The following is a 17,330-nucleotide window of genomic DNA, read 5'->3' as shown; positions in this document are numbered from 1 at the left end:
GCCCTTCAGAAAAATGAAATAAATAATGTAAAAATACGATCCCAAAATGAATTGGATAAAATCCATAATTAAAACAATTATAAAAGAGCAATTTGTATTGCTGTTATGCTTATTTGTATATAGTTCTAATGGTTTTTCTCAATCGAATAATCCTATTATTTCGTTAGCTGATGTAACAACAACATGTTTTGACGATAATAGTGACATGCCTAAATTTTTCTTATGCGGTAGTTTAGATACACGATTAATTACAACTGATTTTCCCGGCCTAACTGTGAGTTGGTATAAATTTAACGAAGGATCTTGTTCTACTATTACAGATGATTGCTCTAATAGTAATTCTCCGTGTACTTGGACGTTAGTCGCAACATCACCAAATTTTACTGTCTCAGCAGGAGGTCATTTTAAGGTTGTTATTACTAATTCAGATACCACTCAAACAACGTATTATTTTAACGTATACCAAAATGGATTAGACATTCCAGTTACAAAAACGGATATGTATTGTGGTCAACCAGGAGAAATCAGGGTGGCGCAATTAACGGGTTATGAATACAGCGTAGATGGAACGAATTATCAAGTTTCCAATACATTTTCTGTTTCAACAGCGGGAACTTTTAATGTCAAGGTAAGACGAGTGGGTGCCACACCAACAGATTGTGTTTTTAATATACCAGTTACCATAACCAATAATGATATGGTGGTTGCTGCATCAGTAATTCCATCCGCAACATCAGGGCAGCAAGGCGATGTTAAATTAAGCGTTTCGGGAGTTAGAGAACAGTATTATTACAGAATCCTACAAGGAGGCCTACTGATAAGTGAAAAGAATGCTTCTTTTGATAACGAACACCTTTTTCCCAATTTGAATGCAGGAACCTATACTTGGGAGGTAAGAACAGACGATTGTAATTGGAAATCGGGGGAAGTTACCATTAATTCTACCGCTCCGTTTCAAATCACACCAACCGTTCAACCGGTTGCTTGCCAACCAGGAAGTATTAAAGTTGTAGTTACCGGAGGAACCGCGCCCTATCAGTATTTTTTTAACGGAAATACGACGCCAACTAGCGATTTAATTCCTGTTCCTATAGCAGGAACTTACATTGTTAAAGTTGTAGACACTAATGGCTTAACAAATCAAATTAGTGTAACTGTGCCATCACAACCTGCTCCAGTTTATAAAATTGAAGCAACAAACGAAAACTGCTATTTTCCTAATTCATGGCAAATCAAATTTAATGTTACTAATGCTAATGGCTATAGCTTGAGATACCGCATTAGAGATGATCAAGATTTTACAACTAATCCCGTTTTTCAAGGTTTATTAGCCACTCCTGCGGGAACTACTTTTAAAACCGTAATTGAGTACACTTATGGCGGAGTCAAATGCACCGAAACAAAAGAGGTTACTATAACTCAACCTCAGTTTGGACTATCAGCCGTTGCAGGAGTTTCAGAATTAATAGGCTGTATTTCTACCGACTTAGATAAGGCGAGAATCCGAATCACCAATCCGCAAGGAGGAACTGAGCCGTATGAATACAGTTTTGATAATCGTGCCTCTTGGACTACTTCTACTACATCTTTACATCCTGCGGGGAAATATGTGTTTTACATCAAAGATAAGAACGGATGTGTTTCGGCCTTGCCAGAAGTTACAGTAGAAGATATTGGTGTTCCAATTGTCACAGTAACAAATCAATCATTTAATTGTGATGGAACGGCAAATAGTGTGATCAATGCTACTACCACAACCAATACCGTTTTCAGTTATAGGTATTCCTTGGATGGAGGTGCTTTTCAAACATCTCCTAATTTTTCCAATCTACCTCCAGGACAACATACGGTTGAAGTGAAATACGAACCCTTATTAGTTCCAACGTATAGTAATTTATTGAAGGAAGACTTTGGCTATGGAGCTGATACTACTTCACCAGGAATGAATGCAACCTATTGTTTTGAGAGACAGGTTACAGCAACTCGGTGTAAAGGGAGTATAGTTATTCAAGATGGTGACTACTCTGTAACTTCAAGAATCGTCTCGCCTTATGGAGCTTGGTATAGCCCAAAAGACAATACACCTCCTACTTCTCCAGTTACTCCATTGGGACGATTTTTGGCAGTTAATGTGGATGCCAACCTTAATCCAAGAGCTATTTTATACGAAAAAACTATTGCTGATATCATTCCCAATCAGCCAATTATTGTGGAATTTTATGTAACTAATTTATTACGCACAACTTATAATGCAACACCTCCAAATATAACCATTGCTTTGGTTGATCAATTGGGTAATGAAATTTCAACAATAAATACTGGGAATGTGCCAAGAAATGAATTATGGAATAAATATCCAGTAACGCCTGTTTCATTAAATCCTGGTAATAATTCTTCATTACGATTTATCGTTAGAAACAATAATCCTAATGGTGGCGGTAATGACTTAGCCATTGATGATATTACAGCCTACCAAATTCCTAAATTATGTGCTTCTTCCCGAAAAGTTATTTTTAATGTCCCTACAGGAAAAGATTTTGCCGCTTCAATAACCAATACCAAAAATGTGACTTGTCATGGATTAAGTAATGGAGAAATAACCATTGCGGCTCAAAATTTCAACACCACTTCTGGCTATCAAGTTTCAAAAGATGGAGGCGTTACTTGGCAAACAGCTACAACATCACCTTTTATCATTTCGGGTTTAGGAGGAGCAACTTATGATGTAAAAGTCCGTTATAATCCTACCGCAACCGGAATTTGTGTTAAATCCTTCCCTTCAATTACTATTACAGCTCCATCTCCAATAGTGACTTCGGCTAGTGTGACAATTCAAGCCAGTTGTAGTCGTGGCGCAACGATTACTGCTACTTCTACTGGAGGAACTCCTTTTTATCAATATGAATTGTGGGATGAACTCAACATAAACAAAATACGCCCTGCTCAATCTGGTGTTTTTGAGAATGTGCCAGTTGGAACTTACACAGTTCGCGGACTCGACGCTAATGGTTGTGGTAATACGAGTCTGGTTCCTGTTATAGTTGTACCACCTCCAATACCTGTTCCAACTGTAGATTTTAGTTCTGATTTATGTTATGATTCTGTGAATCAAGCGACTATAAAAATAAATGTCGCTTCTGGAACAGCGCCTTTTTCGTTTAGTTTAAATGGTGGCGCTTTACAAAATTCAAATACATTTACAAATGTAGCGCCAGGTACACACAAAGTAGAAGTTACAGATGCCAATAATTGTAAAGCGACTACTCAGGATATTACAATTGGCAATGAATTAAAAGTAGCGGCTGTTTTAACCAAAGCCTTGGATTGCACCGCAAGTCCAGATGCCAAAATTAAAGTAACTTTTGAAGGAGGTGTGAGGCCTTTGCGCTATCAAGTAAAAAAAGGTACTGCTACAATTTCCTCCGACATAACGATACCAGTTGGTGATTCTTCCTTTGTATATTCCATTTCAGAAACCGATCCAGGAACCTATAGTTTTTCTATAATTGATGCTAATGGATGCTCAAAAACTACCAATGCAGTTATAGTAAATTCTAAAGTAAATCCTGAAATTTTATCTTTTACCGAAATTCAATCCATTTTGTGTCATGCTGAGAACACGGCTGCTATTCAGGTTAATTTGAATAAAGCTAAGGGATTAGCTCCGTTTACGTATTCAGTAAAAAATACAACAACGAATACGAATTATGGCAGTCAACTTTTTAGCTTACCCGCTGGTAATTATGAAGTCACAGTTACGGATAGTAATTTGTGTACTGCTAAATTGAATACAATTATTTCTGAACCAGCTAAAATAATTGTAACATCTCATACGGTTGATATTACGTGTACTAGTTTAGGGATTTCCAAAGGGTCGGTAATAGTAGATGGTGTTGTTGGTGGAATCCCTTCGTACAATTACTTTGTAACAGGAGTTAATGGATACAATAATTTTGAGATAAATAATTCAGGATCCACTTCCCATACATTTGACGTAGTGGATTTTGGTTTGTACCAAATTAATGTAGTCGATTCCAATGGCTGTTCTGTTTTGATTCAAGATGTAAAAGTAGCTTCTCCACCAACTGATTTAGATATAAATGTTTCAACTTCAACAATAAATTGTAGTTTAGGAGGGAGGGCTATAGTAGGAATTGCTGACAATACTGCATTTAGCTCAGCAGGTCCTTTTTATTTTGCAATTTACACACCTGGCTTAGTATTTAATTTATTAAATCCCGCTTGGATAAAAGGAGACACTGCTAAATCAGCTACGTTCACTGGATTAATTTCTGGAGTAAAATATACTTTTATTGTTTACGACGAAACCACCAAATGTTATCATTATAAAACAGCTGAAACTGCAATAAAAACTAACTCTACTTTGGTATTGAGCAATCTTCAAGTAAAAAATATAACTTGTAAAGGCGAAGCAAATGGTAAAGTATCGTTTAAGGTAACAAACAACTATACTGTAGCAATGCCAATATTCTATCAGATTTATAATTCACAATCGGCAGTTCCTGTTTCAGGAGTTTCAGGAACCATTTCGATTAATCCAAATAACAGCATTACAATTTCTGATTTAGGCGATTTGCCTTTTGGAAATTATTTTGTGTTGATAAAAGAAGATACCGGTGCTCCAAATGCAGGTTGCAGTATTGCTTCGGATACTTTTAACATTACTGAATCTGCATTATCATTAGAATTTACCGCTTCTGTTCTAAAAAAAGTCAATTGTAATGAAAATGGAATAATAAGTATTCGAGCCAAAGGTGGTACAGCGCCCTATCAATATCAAATTGTAACGGATAGTTCATCCATTGGACCTGGCACAGGCATTAGCCTCGTTCCACCACCACCTTCTTTGATTCCAGGGAATTGGGTAAATCATAATACATTCTCTGTTGATGAGGGAAATTATATTGTATCTGTTAGAGATGCTTATGGTTGTGTTAAATCAATGACTATTTATTTACCCAAAGACCCAAAACCTGTTATTGATTTATCGGTTACCAATCCATGCGAACCCGAAGGGACTTTTACAATCAATTTAACAACAACAACCGCAGGAATCGCGCCTTATTATTTGACTGTAAACGGAAGCGTTTTTGCGCCCATTACATCGGCATTCCCTCATACTTTGTCCAATCAAAACTCAGGAGATTACAGTATTAGTGTAAAAGATGTGAATGGTTGTTCGGATACGAAACTGTTAAAAATTTATAGCCCTTTAGGATTGTCTTCAAGAGTAATTAAACAACCCTCTTGCTCACTTAATAATGGCGAAATTCAAGCTATTCCTGTGGGTGGTTCAGGTAGTTTTGAATATAAAATCGATACAGGAAGTTATGGTACTAGTCCTATTTTTTCAGGATTGAGTTCTGGACCGCATACAATTTATATAAAAGACAATAGCACGCTTTGTGAAAAGAGTATTTTAGTAAATCTGGAAGTTCCAACGGCAGTAACAGGTTTAACTTTAACACCAAAATCGGTTAGTTGTCATGGAGGAAGCGATGGCTCCATAACTGTAGCCATAGCAACGCCAGCGCCAGGAATAAACGACAATCCAGTTTACACATACAGCCTAAACGGCGGAACTCCACAAACATCTAATATTTTTTCAGGTTTAGCTGCGGGAAGTTATACTGTTGAGGTAATTTCTGGAAGAGGTTGTGTAGCAACAGATTCGATTTTTGTAAGCGAGCCTATTGTAATTGTTGTTCCAACACCAACCGTGACGGAATTTGGCTGTAATTCGACCAATAATTTAAACAACGCATCCATTACGGTTAGTGGAGTATCAGGTGGTTCAGGAACCTACACCCAATATGAATTTATAAAAAATGGAACTCGAGTGCAGTTTGGGTCTAGCCCAATCTACATCGAAACAGACCTAAATGGCGGCAGTTATACTATAAATGTATATGATGACAAAGGTTGTTCGGGAACGACAACAGCAATTATAGACCCATTGTATGTTTTGGACACAATTAATGTGTTTGTCACGAATGAAATTAGTTGCTCGTTATTAAGTGAAACTATTCAAGTTTCAGTAACACCAACTACAATTCCGTCAAGCGATTTAGAATATTCGTTAATTCCAGTTTCGGGAAGTTTGGTAGGAACCCCTTTTTCTTCTAATCCAACTGGAATTTTTCCAGGTTTAACTGTTGGCGAATACCTAATTACAGCTCGAAACACTGTAACAAATTGTACCATACAAGAAGTATATACCGTTAATGAACCGAATACGTTTGATATAACCATTGATTCGGTCGTAGATGTTAGTTGTTTTGGAGGGGCGAATGGAAGTGCTAACATAACTTTAATAGATAGAAACACGCCAAGTAAAGCAGGTGCTTTTGATTATACTATTAAAGATAGTTCAGGAATAACAATACAGTCTTCAACCTCTACCAACGCTAGTCCAATTCCAATTTCTGGGTTAAAAGCAGATGTCTATAGCATCACGGCGACATTGACTAACACGCCGTTTTGTAGTGTAACTAAAAATTTCACAATAAGTCAGCCTACCGCAGCTCTTGATTTAAATACAACACTTTCAGCAATTACCTGCGCAATTGGTAATAACGACGGTAAAATAACCGCTTTGCCAATGGGAGGTTGGTCAGATTTTTATGAGTTCAAATGGGAAAAAGCAGGAACGGTAATAGAAGACTGGGGCGATGTTTCTGAATTGAGCAATTTAACACAAAGCACTTACAAAGTTTATGTGAGAGACGCTCAAGGCTGTGAAGTAGAAAAATTGGTTATGTTAACCAATCCTAATCCAATTGCACTAACCGCTGCTGCTGACAAAACTCAATTACAATGTTTTGGAGATCAAAATGCTAGCATTTTAGTTTCAACAGTTTCAGGAGGACAGGGTAGTAATTATTGGTACACTTTAAACAAAACCAGTCCAAATCCGCTGATTTTAGGCCCACAAACCGATACTGAATTTAAAAACTTAGGCGCAGGAATCTACACGGTTACGGTTACTGATAATTGGTCTTGTACCGCAACATCGGCACAAATTATAATTAACGAACCCAATAATGTTGTAGCTACATTGTCTTTGTTAACTCCTCCAACATGTATGAATCCAGCACAATTGGATTTACAAATTACGGGAGGAACTCCTCCATTCAGTTATAGTAGTAATAATCTCGATTTCATTCCAACACTTTCAAACCCCTTAAATGGAAATCCAGGCGTGAATCGTTATTACATCAAAGACACTAATGGTTGCGGTTCTTATATTTCCAATGATGTAGTGGTGGCAACCCCAGTAGGATTATCAGTAGCGGTTGATACTACATTTGCTAAAGTAAACTGTTTTGGAGAAAGCACTGCGACTATTTTGGCTTCAGCCCAAGGCGGATTAGGCAATTATTTTTATACACTTTTAGATGAGGGAAATAGTATAATTAGAACAGCCCAACCCACTGGAATATTTGCAGGACTTCCTGCCGGAAAGTACAAGGTAAAAGTAACAAGCGCTGATTGTAACCCTGTGGAATCTTCTATCATCACAATTACCGAACCCGCAGCAAAATTAAATCCTAGCTTTTCTTTAAAAAACGCATTATGTGCTGGATCCAATGATGGTTCAGTAAAAATTACTTCTTTGGGAGGAACGGTAACAATTAAACATGCGATATCTCCTAATTTAAGTCAGTTTACTGAATCGGATCTTTTTCAAAATCTAGCCCCAGGAGACTACGATTTGCTTGTACAAGACGCCCTCGGGTGTTATGAAAAAACAACTTTAAGAATCACCGAACCACCAGTATTAAGTGCGGTGACAATTCCCTCTTCGATTGTACAAGAAATTTGTTTTGACGATAAAAATGCTCAGTTTAGTATAGTTGCTTCGGGTGGGACTTTGCCGTATAGTGTTTCAGTAGACAATCCATCAGGTCCATTTACAACTGGCACCGCGATTCAAACACAATTTAATTTTACTAATTTGACGGGTGGAAATCATACCGTTTATATCAAAGATGCTAACAATTGTATTTTGAATTGGACAGTAGCTCTTGACAATGCTGTAAAGCTAAACCCAACAATATCTGTCAATTATGATTGTGTTAGCAACGCACAAAACAATCTGGTAACAGTACAATTAGACTCAAGTATCGCCAATACCGCTTTGGTACAATTTGCTTTAGATGGAGGGGTTTATCAAGCTTCAAATACATTTTCTAATCTTAGTCCAGGAGATCATTTTATTAGAGTGAAACACATTAATGGATGTGTTAAAGACACTCCTGTATTGACGATTTTAAAAATGGACCCTTTAGTTTTGAGTTTAAAATCGGGTGGCTTAAACGAAATTATTGCAGTTCCTAGTGGAGGCGGAGGCAATTATACTTTCACCTTTGAAGGGGAAAATTATGGTTCAACTCCCAATTATATTTATTATACCACTCAAGATTATTTAGTAACCGTTAAAGACGCTAACGGATGTATCAGCTCGGCTACCCAAAAATTCAATTACATAGACATTTGTACCCCTAACTATTTTACGCCAAACGGAGATGGAATTAATGATACCTGGGCACCTGGATGTACTATTAATTACAAAAACCTGACGTATACAATATTGGATCGTTACGGACGAGAATTGGGAAGCTATCGTTTGGGTCAAACTTGGGATGGAAAGTACCAAGGAGCAGAGCTTCCTTCAGGCGATTATTGGTATGTGTTAAAGCTCAATGATCCAAAAGACGACAGGGAGTTTGTGGGCCATTTTACACTTTACAGATAAAGAAATAAACAAGTTCAATGAAATTAAAATTTACATATGGCTTTCTGTTATTTTGTTTTTTTGGCTTTAGCCAAGAATTACATCTACCTGTTTTTACTCAATATTTAGCCGATAATCACTTTGTTTTGTCCCCAACATTTGCAGGAATAGGGGATAATTTACGAATACGTGCCAACGGTTTAACACAATGGGTAGGAATTAAAAACGCCCCTCAAAACCAGTCCCTCTATGCTGATTTTAGAATTAGAAATCGATCAGGAATAGGCCTTTCGTTGTATAACGATAGCAATGGAAATACTTCTCAAACTGGCGCGAAATTTTCTTTTGCCCATCATATCATTTTAGATTATTATTCAAAACAGTATTTGTCTTTTGGATTGTCTTATAACATTAATAGTTTTAAAATTGACATTAGCAAATTCAATACCACCCACGAAATACCAATTTTAGATCCCAGTATAATTAACAACAGATCAATATCTAACAATAATTTTGACGTTGGTCTTTTGTATCGAAACAAAGGGTTTTATATGAGTTTCAACGCGACAAATGTTTTACCAAAGAGCATCGATAGATTCACAGGAATTGAACCTAGCTTGATTTTGAATTACCAATTTTATTCGGGCTACCTAATTAAAAACAGCTATAACCGAAACGTTGAAATAGAGCCCTCCATTTTTTTTCAATATTTTGCTGGAGACCAACGTTCGACAACAGATATTAATATAAAATACCGCCGTTACAATAGTTATGACGACTATTATTGGGCGGGAGTTTCGTATCGTTTTTTGAACGATCAAGCACTCAACCCATTAGCAGTAGGCCCAATGGCGGGATTTAAAAAAGCTAATTTTTATTTTGGGTATTCCTATCAAATTACATTGAGCCAAATTGCGGCCTATAATTCTGGCACACACATGATTACACTAGGATTTGATTTCCTACAAGGAATTAGTGATTGCCCTTGTACCCAAAGTCCGGTTCACGATTAACGGTAGTTTTTAAGAAAACAGAATAAAAAATAATTAATTACTTTAATTACAACGTTTTCGTTAAGAAAAATTCATTTTTTATAGGGATTTAGAATTTGTCGCTACACGAAAAGTCCTATATTTGTTCATCTACAAGCAAAAACTAAAAAAAAAGAGCACAATGAAAACGGTAAACGATATAAATTTTAAAGATAAAAAAGCAATTATTCGCGTTGATTTTAACGTCCCATTGGATGAAAATTTCAATGTAACAGATGCCACTCGTATTGAAGCTGCGAAACCAACAATTGATAAAATTTTGGCAGATGGTGGAAGTGTAATTTTAATGTCACATTTAGGACGTCCAAAAGGAGCCGAAGATAAATATTCATTGAAACATATCTTAAAAACGGCTTCAGCTATTTTAGGCGTACCCGTTCAATTTGCTGCTAATTGTGTAGGCCCTGAAGCTAAATCAGCCTCAGATAAATTACAAGTAGGTGAAGTGTTGTTATTGGAAAATTTACGTTTTCATGTTGAAGAAGAAGCTGGAGATGTGGCTTTCGCCAAAGAACTAGCATCTTTAGGAGATATTTATGTAAACGATGCTTTTGGAACAGCACACAGAGCACACGCTTCGACTACAATTATTGCACAGTTTTTTCCAAATGACAAATGTTTTGGAAGCCTACTTGCTAAAGAAATCGAAAGCTTGAATAAAGTTTTGAAAAACAGCGTAAAACCAGTAACTGCTGTTCTTGGAGGTTCTAAAGTATCTTCAAAAATTACAGTTATCGAAAATATTTTAGACAAAGTTGACCACATGATTATTGGTGGCGGAATGACCTTTACTTTTGTGAAAGCCTTAGGTGGAAAAATTGGAAATTCAATTTGTGAAGATGACAAACAAGAATTAGCCTTGGAAATTTTGCGTTTAGCTAAAGAAAAAGGAGTTCAAATTCATATTCCAGTAGATGTAATTGCGGGAGATAAATTTTCAAATGATGCTAATACACAGGCGGTTGATGTAATTGCAATTCCTGATGGTTGGGAAGGAATGGATGCGGGACCAAAATCATTAGAACAATTCAAAAAAGTAATTTTAGAATCAAAAACGATTCTTTGGAATGGCCCTTTAGGCGTATTTGAAATGCCAACTTTTGCAAAAGGAACCATTGCTTTAGGAGAATTTATTGCAGAGTCAACTGCTAACGGAGCTTTCTCTCTTGTAGGTGGTGGCGATTCGGTTGCAGCTGTAAAACAATTTGGTTTTGAAGATAAAGTAAGTTATGTTTCAACTGGAGGAGGAGCCATGTTAGAAATGTTAGAAGGTAGAGTTTTACCTGGCATTGCTGCCATTCTAGAATAAACAAATTTTAAGTCTAAATCCGACTTGATCCAATACAATAGGAAACCTTAGCGAAGTAATTTTAGCTAAGGTTTTTCCTTTTTTAATTTTTTTAATTTTTGATAAAAGATGTAATTTCAAGCTTTTTTTTGAAGTCAAATCAATCAAAAATGTTTAAAAATGGGCTAAAAATTGATTTTTTAACACTATTTATAGAATTTTTCAGTTAGAACCTAGTAAGTTTGTAAAAATGATTATTTAATCGTTTGAAATTAAGCCCCTTGAATGCTTCAGTTATGATTATAAAAAATTTAATATACCCATTTGTATTACTTGTTTCATTTTCTCTTTTTTCGCAGGAAAATGCATTAAAAAAAACCAGTACTACTTCAGAGAATAAAATTACCGCTCTTGATTCTATCAAAAAAACCTTTGTTAAAGACGATTTAGCAGCTTGTGTAGACAGTTTGTGGTTAAAAGAATTAACCAATTTAGACATTTACAACAATCTTACAGAAGATATTAAAACGATCAATATTGATGAGAAAGTAGAGTATGAATTATCTACAGACTTGTTAAAAGCACGATTACAGGCAATGGACGAGAAATCGCCATTTCATATTGAATACAACCAAGGTTTAGAGAATATCATTAAGTCATTTTTGAAAAACAGAAAACGTTCTTTTGAACGTTTGATGGCGGTTTCAGAATTTTATTTTCCTCTTTTTGAAGAAGCATTTGATAAGCATAATGTTCCGCTTGAAATTAAATATTTAGCTGTAGTAGAGTCGGCATTGAATCCTAAAGCCGTTTCAAGAGTTGGCGCAACAGGTCTTTGGCAGTTCATGTACCAAACAGGAAAACAGTACGGTTTAAAAATTGATTCTTATATTGATGAACGAAGCGATCCGCTTAAGGCTAGTGAGGCTGCAGCCCAATACATGAAAAACATGTATGCTATTTTTGGCGATTGGGATTTAGTTTTGGCATCGTACAATTCAGGACCAGGAAATGTAGCTAAAGCAATTCGTCGTTCTGGCGGACAACAAAATTATTGGAACATTCGAAAAAACTTACCTAAAGAAACACAAGGATATGTTCCGGCTTTTCTAGCCACGATGTATATTTACGAATACCATAAAGAACATGGAATTGTACCTGAAAAAGCACCAATTAAACATTTTGCAACTGATACCGTAATGGTTAAAAGACAAATGTCTTTCAAACAAATATCCGATTTGATTGATATTCCAGTGGCACAATTGCAAATTTTAAATCCATCCTACAAATTAAATATCGTTCCTGCCTACAAAGATCAAACGCATTTTTTGAGGTTGCCGCAAGATAAAATGGCAATTTTTACTTCTAATGAATCTAAGATTTATGCCTACGTGGACAAAGAAGCCAATTTACGCGAGAAACCATTCCAAATTGTTAAACCAATTGTCGTTCAAGATTCAGTAAATACATCACAACGAATAGCACAAGCCAAAGTGCGTTATTATCGTGTAAAACGAGGAGACAATTTAATTAGCATTGCTAAGAAATACGATGTGGCTGTTGAGGATCTTAAAAAGTGGAATAACATTAATGGAAATTGGGTAGCCTATGGCAAAAATCTCAAAATTAACGCCACTGATGTAGAACAAAAAACTACGGCTGTAGCCAAAGCGGACACAATAAAAGACAGCATTAAAACTTCTATTGCATCATTCTATGTGGTTCAAAAAGGAGATAATTTAAGCGCTATTGCTAAGAAATTTAACACTACTGTTGCTGATATTCAAGAGTGGAACAAGCTTAGCAGTACAAATGTTTCTTTAGGAGCTTCGCTTCAAGTTGTGCAAAACCCAACAGAAAAAGAAGAAGTCGCCGATACCGTTGAAAGAAAAGATATTGCTTACAGCGTTCAAAAAGGAGATAATTTAGGCCTTATTGCTAAGAAATTTGGAGTAAGTGTAGTAGAATTAAAACAATGGAATAACTTAAAATCAAATGCTATTGCTGTTGGAAATAGCTTGATTGTAGCCAAGAATGAAATTGTAATAGGCACTAATAAAGCGACTGTATCTAGTTTTAAAAAGAAAGATAATTTTCCGAGTTCAAACCAAAAAGAGTTGGAATATTATGTAAAAAAGGGAGATTCGTTGTACACGATTTCTAAAAAATACCCAGGTGTTACCATCTCTGATTTAAAGAAATGGAATAATATCAAAGATGACGAATTGAAACCGGGGATGAAATTAAAAATAAACGGTTAATTAGATGAATCGAATGCCAAATTCAATTGGGGCAGGATTTAATACTCTATTTAGGATGATGAAGGCATCCTATTTTTTACACTTTTTACTTTCCATCTTAGTTGTTTCTTGTGCTAAGAAAGAGCAAGAAAGCATTCGCCAAACTTCAGGTAAAATCAACACGATTTCGGTACTTATTGATGATCAATTGTGGAATGGTGAAATTGGCGATAGCATCAGAAATAAATTTGCTTCAGCTGTAATTGGACTTCCTGAGGAAGAACCATTGTTTACCATCAATCAATATCCAGTCAAATTATTAGAAGGTTATGCCACAAATAGCCGTGCCATTCTTGTAATTAAAAAAGGGGTAAAAACGCAATTTGAAATCAAGAGAAATCAATACGCTACTCCTCAAAATGTATTTCATATATCGGGGACAACTGCCGAAGAAATAGTTCAGTTACTTGAAAAACATTCGCCAGAAATAATTCAGCGTATTGAAGGTGGTGAAATAGCAGAAAGTCAAAGAATCTCTAGTAAATCAGCTAGTACGCATTCTATTATAAAGAAACTATTTCATGTTGGTTTACAAGTCCCATCGGATTTTGAATTAGTGATGCGAAAACCCAATTTTATCTGGTTGAAGCACAACAACAATCGCGGTAGTAGTAGTTTACTAGTATACCAATTCCCATTATCAATCATTAAAGCTAACGCGATATCAAATTCAATTCGAACTATGCGCGACTCGGTTGGAAAATACATTCAAGGTACGGAACCGAATACACACATGATTTCTGAAACAGGATATTCCCCTTATTTTTTTAAGACAAAAATAGACAATCGACTAGCTTACGAAACCAGAGGTACTTGGCAACTTCAAAACGATTATATGTCCGGTCCTTATATCAATTACACTATTATGGATTCTGTTCAAAAAAGGGTAATTGTTTTAGAAGGATTTTGTTACTCTCCCTCTAAAGAAAAGAGAGATACTATGCACGAGTTAGATGCTATTATGCAATCGGTTCAACTGCTAAAAAACACTACTTTTACCCCACATAAAAAATAAATTCATGGCATTAGAATGGAAGATTAAATCATTTGAATCACTTTCTGTACACGAGTTGTACGATATTCTTCGTTTGCGAAGCGAAATTTTCGTTGTTGAACAAAATTGTGTGTATCTTGATCTAGATGGTAAAGATCAAAAAGCATTACACCTATTTGGCACTTTCGAAGGAAAAATTGTGGCTCACGCCCGACTTTTAAAACCTGGAATTTCTTTTGTTCATGCCTCAATTGGTCGTGTTACGGTCGATGCAAAATACAGAGAGCGCAAATGGGGACATGAATTAATGCGTCAAGCCATTGAAGGAATTTTAGAACATTATGGAGCAACTCAAATTACAATTGGAGCCCAACTGTATTTGAAGAAATTTTATGAATCGCATGGATTTGTACAAACAAGTGAAATGTATTTAGAGGACGATATCCCACACATTCAAATGGATAAAAGTAATTAAGATTTTATAATTACTATTTCCACTCTACGGTCTAATTCAACAGCTTTACCCAACGGAAATCGATTGCCATATCCTTTAAATGTCATTCGAGAAGGGTCTATTTTTCGCATTACAAGGTAACGGTAAACTGCTTTTGCTCTGTTGTATGAAAGCTTCCGGTCTCTGGTTACTTTGTCTAAAGCATCTGTATATTGAGGCGGCGTGCAACAAACATGTCCTTGAATTTCAAAAACAATAGTTGGATTGTTTTTCAAGTAAGCAATTGTTTTATCTAAAATTATTCTTGAATTCAAATCTAAATAGCTACTTCCTGTTTCGAATTTTACGTGTTCCAAATAGATACGATCCCCTTTTGTATGCGGAAATTGAAACTCAGTATAAAGCTTCGGAATTCCCATAAAATATTGAGATTGCAATGTTTTTTTTACAAAAACTACTACTCTCCTATTTTTAGATCGAGTTTCATTTAAGTCGGAAATAGTGTCTTTATTCACCATAATTCTACCTTTTCCCTCTAGGTTAATTACTTTTTTTTGAGGAATACCTAGTCGCATTAAAACCGCCTCAACCGTCTGAACTCTTCGGTTTGACAAATCAATGTTATACAAAGAAGATCCTCTATCATCACAGTAACCAAAAACACTAATGGATTCGATGTGACTACTATCAATTTTTTGAAAAAAATCACAGAGTAGGTCTTTTTGAGTTTCTTTAAGATGATCTTTATCTAAATCAAAATAGACAGTATGTGAGGCTTTATCTTGTGCAAAACCACTCAAGACTAACAGTAACAATCCTATTTTGAAAAAATTATTCATTACATTTTTAAGAGGGTATTATACTCTGAAGTGGAGTTTAACACTTGTGTGGCTCTTTTGATTTCAATATTATTTTTAAGATAAAATTGATACAAACCATCTTGATATTGGTAGCGCTTGATTAGTTCTTCTTGTATCAAATGTTTAATTTCTCTTTGATTTTTATCCAACAACGCATTTTCGCTTTTTTGTAGCGCAGTCAATAATTGTTGGTATTCTATGGCAATCGCTTCGTCGATTTGCTCTTTTTTGGCTGTAGCCAAAGTATTTTTCAATGCTAATTCGGTTTGGGTATTAAAAGAAAATTTAGACGTTTTTAAAAACTGTTTGAAATCTTGGTAATCCGATTCTGAGATATTTGGAATCGTATTGCCTAGGGTTGGATTTTTAAAATAATATTGGGTTGCAAAATTGAAAATAGCATCATTCCTTTCTAATGCTTCTGCAATAGGACTTAATTTTGTTTCTTCGATTGCTATATCAGGCTGAATACCACCACCATCATAGACAGTTCTTCCTTTTTTAGTTTTAAAAGCAGTATAATTTTTCTCGTCACGTTTTGTGGCAATTCCGTTTTTGTCCTTGCGGGTATAATCTAAGGCTTGAATACAACGACCCGATGGTGTGTAGTAACGAGAAATGGTTACTTTTAATTGCGTCCCATAGGTCAAATCAACCGGCCTTTGAACCAAACCTTTCCCAAAACTTCGACTACCAACAATCACCGCGCGATCTAAATCCTGTAAAGCTCCCGAAACAATTTCAGAAGCCGAGGCACTTCTTCCATTAACAATAATTGCTAGCGGAATTTCAGTATCAACAGGTTCTTTTGTTGTTTTATAAACATTGTTGTGTTTGTCGATTTTCGATTTTGTGGTAACAATAATTTCGTTTTTGGGCACAAATAAATTGCAAATAGTCACCGCTTCGTTTAACAATCCACCTGGATTATCGCGTAAATCTAAAACGATACGTTCAGCACCTTCTTTTTTGAGTTGTTCCAAAGCATTTTTAGTTTCTAATCCTGCTTTTTTGTTGAAGTGCGCCAATACAATATAACCCGTTCTCTCATCTATTTTTCCATAGAACGGCACCGATTTGATTTCGACTTCGTCCAATACAATTTGCGTTGTATTGGTTTTTCCCTGGCGAATGTATTTGATGTCAATTTTAGTATTTTTTGCCCCTTTTAATAGTTGCGATGCATCGTCTTTGAAGTCGGCTATGAGTACATCTCCAATTTGGATAATTTCATCACCCGCTTTTAGACCGGCTTTGTCTGCAGGGAAATTTTTATAGGGTTCTTTGATGATTAATCGGTCTTCTTTACGAGTAATTAAAACCCCAATTCCAGTATATTCTCCCGTATTGTTGATTTTAAATTTTACCACATCTTGCTCGTTGAAGAAAACAGTGTAAGGATCAAGACTGGCCAACATTCCTTTAATGGCTTTATCCATTAATTCGCCGGGATTGGTCTCGTCCACATAGTTTTTATTCAATTCTTTGAATAGCGTGGTAAAGATTTCAATTTGCTTGGCTACTTCAAAAAAATCTTCCTTGAAACTAGCGCCAACATACAAAAAGCCAGCCGCTACAACAGGAATAAAATATTTTTTTTTAAATGCAGAAATCATAGTAACGA

General features: G+C 35.7%; 8 protein-coding genes. 6 read left to right on the top strand and 2 right to left on the bottom strand.

The annotated features are described in order from the left end of the window. Positions 1 to 46: 46 nt before the first annotated feature. The 6 genes from LPC20_RS02595 (at position 47) to LPC20_RS02570 (ending at position 14,867) form a co-directional block, all read left to right on the top strand. Positions 47 to 8,779: a T9SS type B sorting domain-containing protein gene (locus LPC20_RS02595; protein ID WP_229326209.1), complete on the top strand. Its 8,733-nt coding sequence runs from the start codon at positions 47 to 49 to the stop codon at positions 8,777 to 8,779. Between the two features lie 17 nt (positions 8,780 to 8,796). Next, complete coding sequence (locus LPC20_RS02590) at positions 8,797 to 9,771, top strand: PorP/SprF family type IX secretion system membrane protein (protein ID WP_229326207.1); 975 nt, start codon at positions 8,797 to 8,799, stop codon at positions 9,769 to 9,771. A gap of 160 nt (positions 9,772 to 9,931) precedes the next feature. Continuing rightward, complete coding sequence (locus LPC20_RS02585; protein ID WP_229326205.1) at positions 9,932 to 11,119, top strand: phosphoglycerate kinase; 1,188 nt, start codon at positions 9,932 to 9,934, stop codon at positions 11,117 to 11,119. 275 nt (positions 11,120 to 11,394) lie between these two features. Then, positions 11,395 to 13,359 carry a LysM peptidoglycan-binding domain-containing protein gene (locus LPC20_RS02580; protein ID WP_229326203.1) on the top strand — a complete coding sequence of 655 codons (1,965 nt, stop codon included), beginning with the start codon at positions 11,395 to 11,397 and terminating at the stop codon, positions 13,357 to 13,359. 13 nt (positions 13,360 to 13,372) lie between these two features. After that, positions 13,373 to 14,413 (top strand): DUF4837 family protein, encoded by a 1,041-nt coding sequence (locus LPC20_RS02575; RefSeq protein WP_229326201.1) that lies wholly within the window; start codon positions 13,373 to 13,375, stop codon positions 14,411 to 14,413. Between the two features lie 4 nt (positions 14,414 to 14,417). Next, the gene (locus tag LPC20_RS02570; RefSeq protein ID WP_229326199.1) at positions 14,418 to 14,867 is read left to right on the top strand and encodes a GNAT family N-acetyltransferase; all 450 of its coding nucleotides are present in this window, start codon (positions 14,418 to 14,420) and stop codon (positions 14,865 to 14,867) included. On the opposite strand, the gene LPC20_RS02565 is transcribed toward LPC20_RS02570, so the two are convergent. After that, the gene (locus LPC20_RS02565; protein ID WP_229326197.1) at positions 14,864 to 15,685 is read right to left on the bottom strand and encodes an OmpA family protein; all 822 of its coding nucleotides are present in this window, start codon (positions 15,683 to 15,685) and stop codon (positions 14,864 to 14,866) included. The genes LPC20_RS02570 and LPC20_RS02565 overlap by 4 nt on opposite strands. Continuing rightward, positions 15,685 to 17,322 carry a S41 family peptidase gene (locus LPC20_RS02560; RefSeq protein WP_229326195.1) on the bottom strand — a complete coding sequence of 546 codons (1,638 nt, stop codon included), beginning with the start codon at positions 17,320 to 17,322 and terminating at the stop codon, positions 15,685 to 15,687. Before LPC20_RS02560 ends, LPC20_RS02565 begins: the two co-directional genes overlap by 1 nt. Positions 17,323 to 17,330: the final 8 nt, after the last annotated feature.

Origin of the sequence: Flavobacterium ammonificans (genome assembly GCF_020886115.1) — a bacterium.
Taxonomy (GTDB): domain Bacteria; phylum Bacteroidota; class Bacteroidia; order Flavobacteriales; family Flavobacteriaceae; genus Flavobacterium; species Flavobacterium ammonificans.
The sequence above is the reverse complement of the archived record's forward strand: the minus strand, read 5'-3'. Positions and strand labels throughout refer to the sequence as shown.

Excerpts from the sequence above, each read along its gene's own strand:
- LPC20_RS02575 (WP_229326201.1), top strand. The coding sequence starts at position 13,373 with ATGCCAAATTCAATTGGGGCAGGATTTAATACTCTATTTAGGATGATG.
- LPC20_RS02570 (WP_229326199.1), top strand. The coding sequence starts at position 14,418 with ATGGCATTAGAATGGAAGATTAAATCATTTGAATCACTTTCTGTACAC.
- LPC20_RS02560 (WP_229326195.1), bottom strand. The coding sequence starts at position 17,322 with ATGATTTCTGCATTTAAAAAAAAATATTTTATTCCTGTTGTAGCGGCT.
- LPC20_RS02580 (WP_229326203.1), top strand. The coding sequence starts at position 11,395 with ATGATTATAAAAAATTTAATATACCCATTTGTATTACTTGTTTCATTT.
- LPC20_RS02585 (WP_229326205.1), top strand. The coding sequence starts at position 9,932 with ATGAAAACGGTAAACGATATAAATTTTAAAGATAAAAAAGCAATTATT.
- LPC20_RS02590 (WP_229326207.1), top strand. The coding sequence starts at position 8,797 with ATGAAATTAAAATTTACATATGGCTTTCTGTTATTTTGTTTTTTTGGC.
- LPC20_RS02565 (WP_229326197.1), bottom strand. The coding sequence starts at position 15,685 with ATGAATAATTTTTTCAAAATAGGATTGTTACTGTTAGTCTTGAGTGGT.
- LPC20_RS02595 (WP_229326209.1), top strand. The coding sequence starts at position 47 with ATGAATTGGATAAAATCCATAATTAAAACAATTATAAAAGAGCAATTT.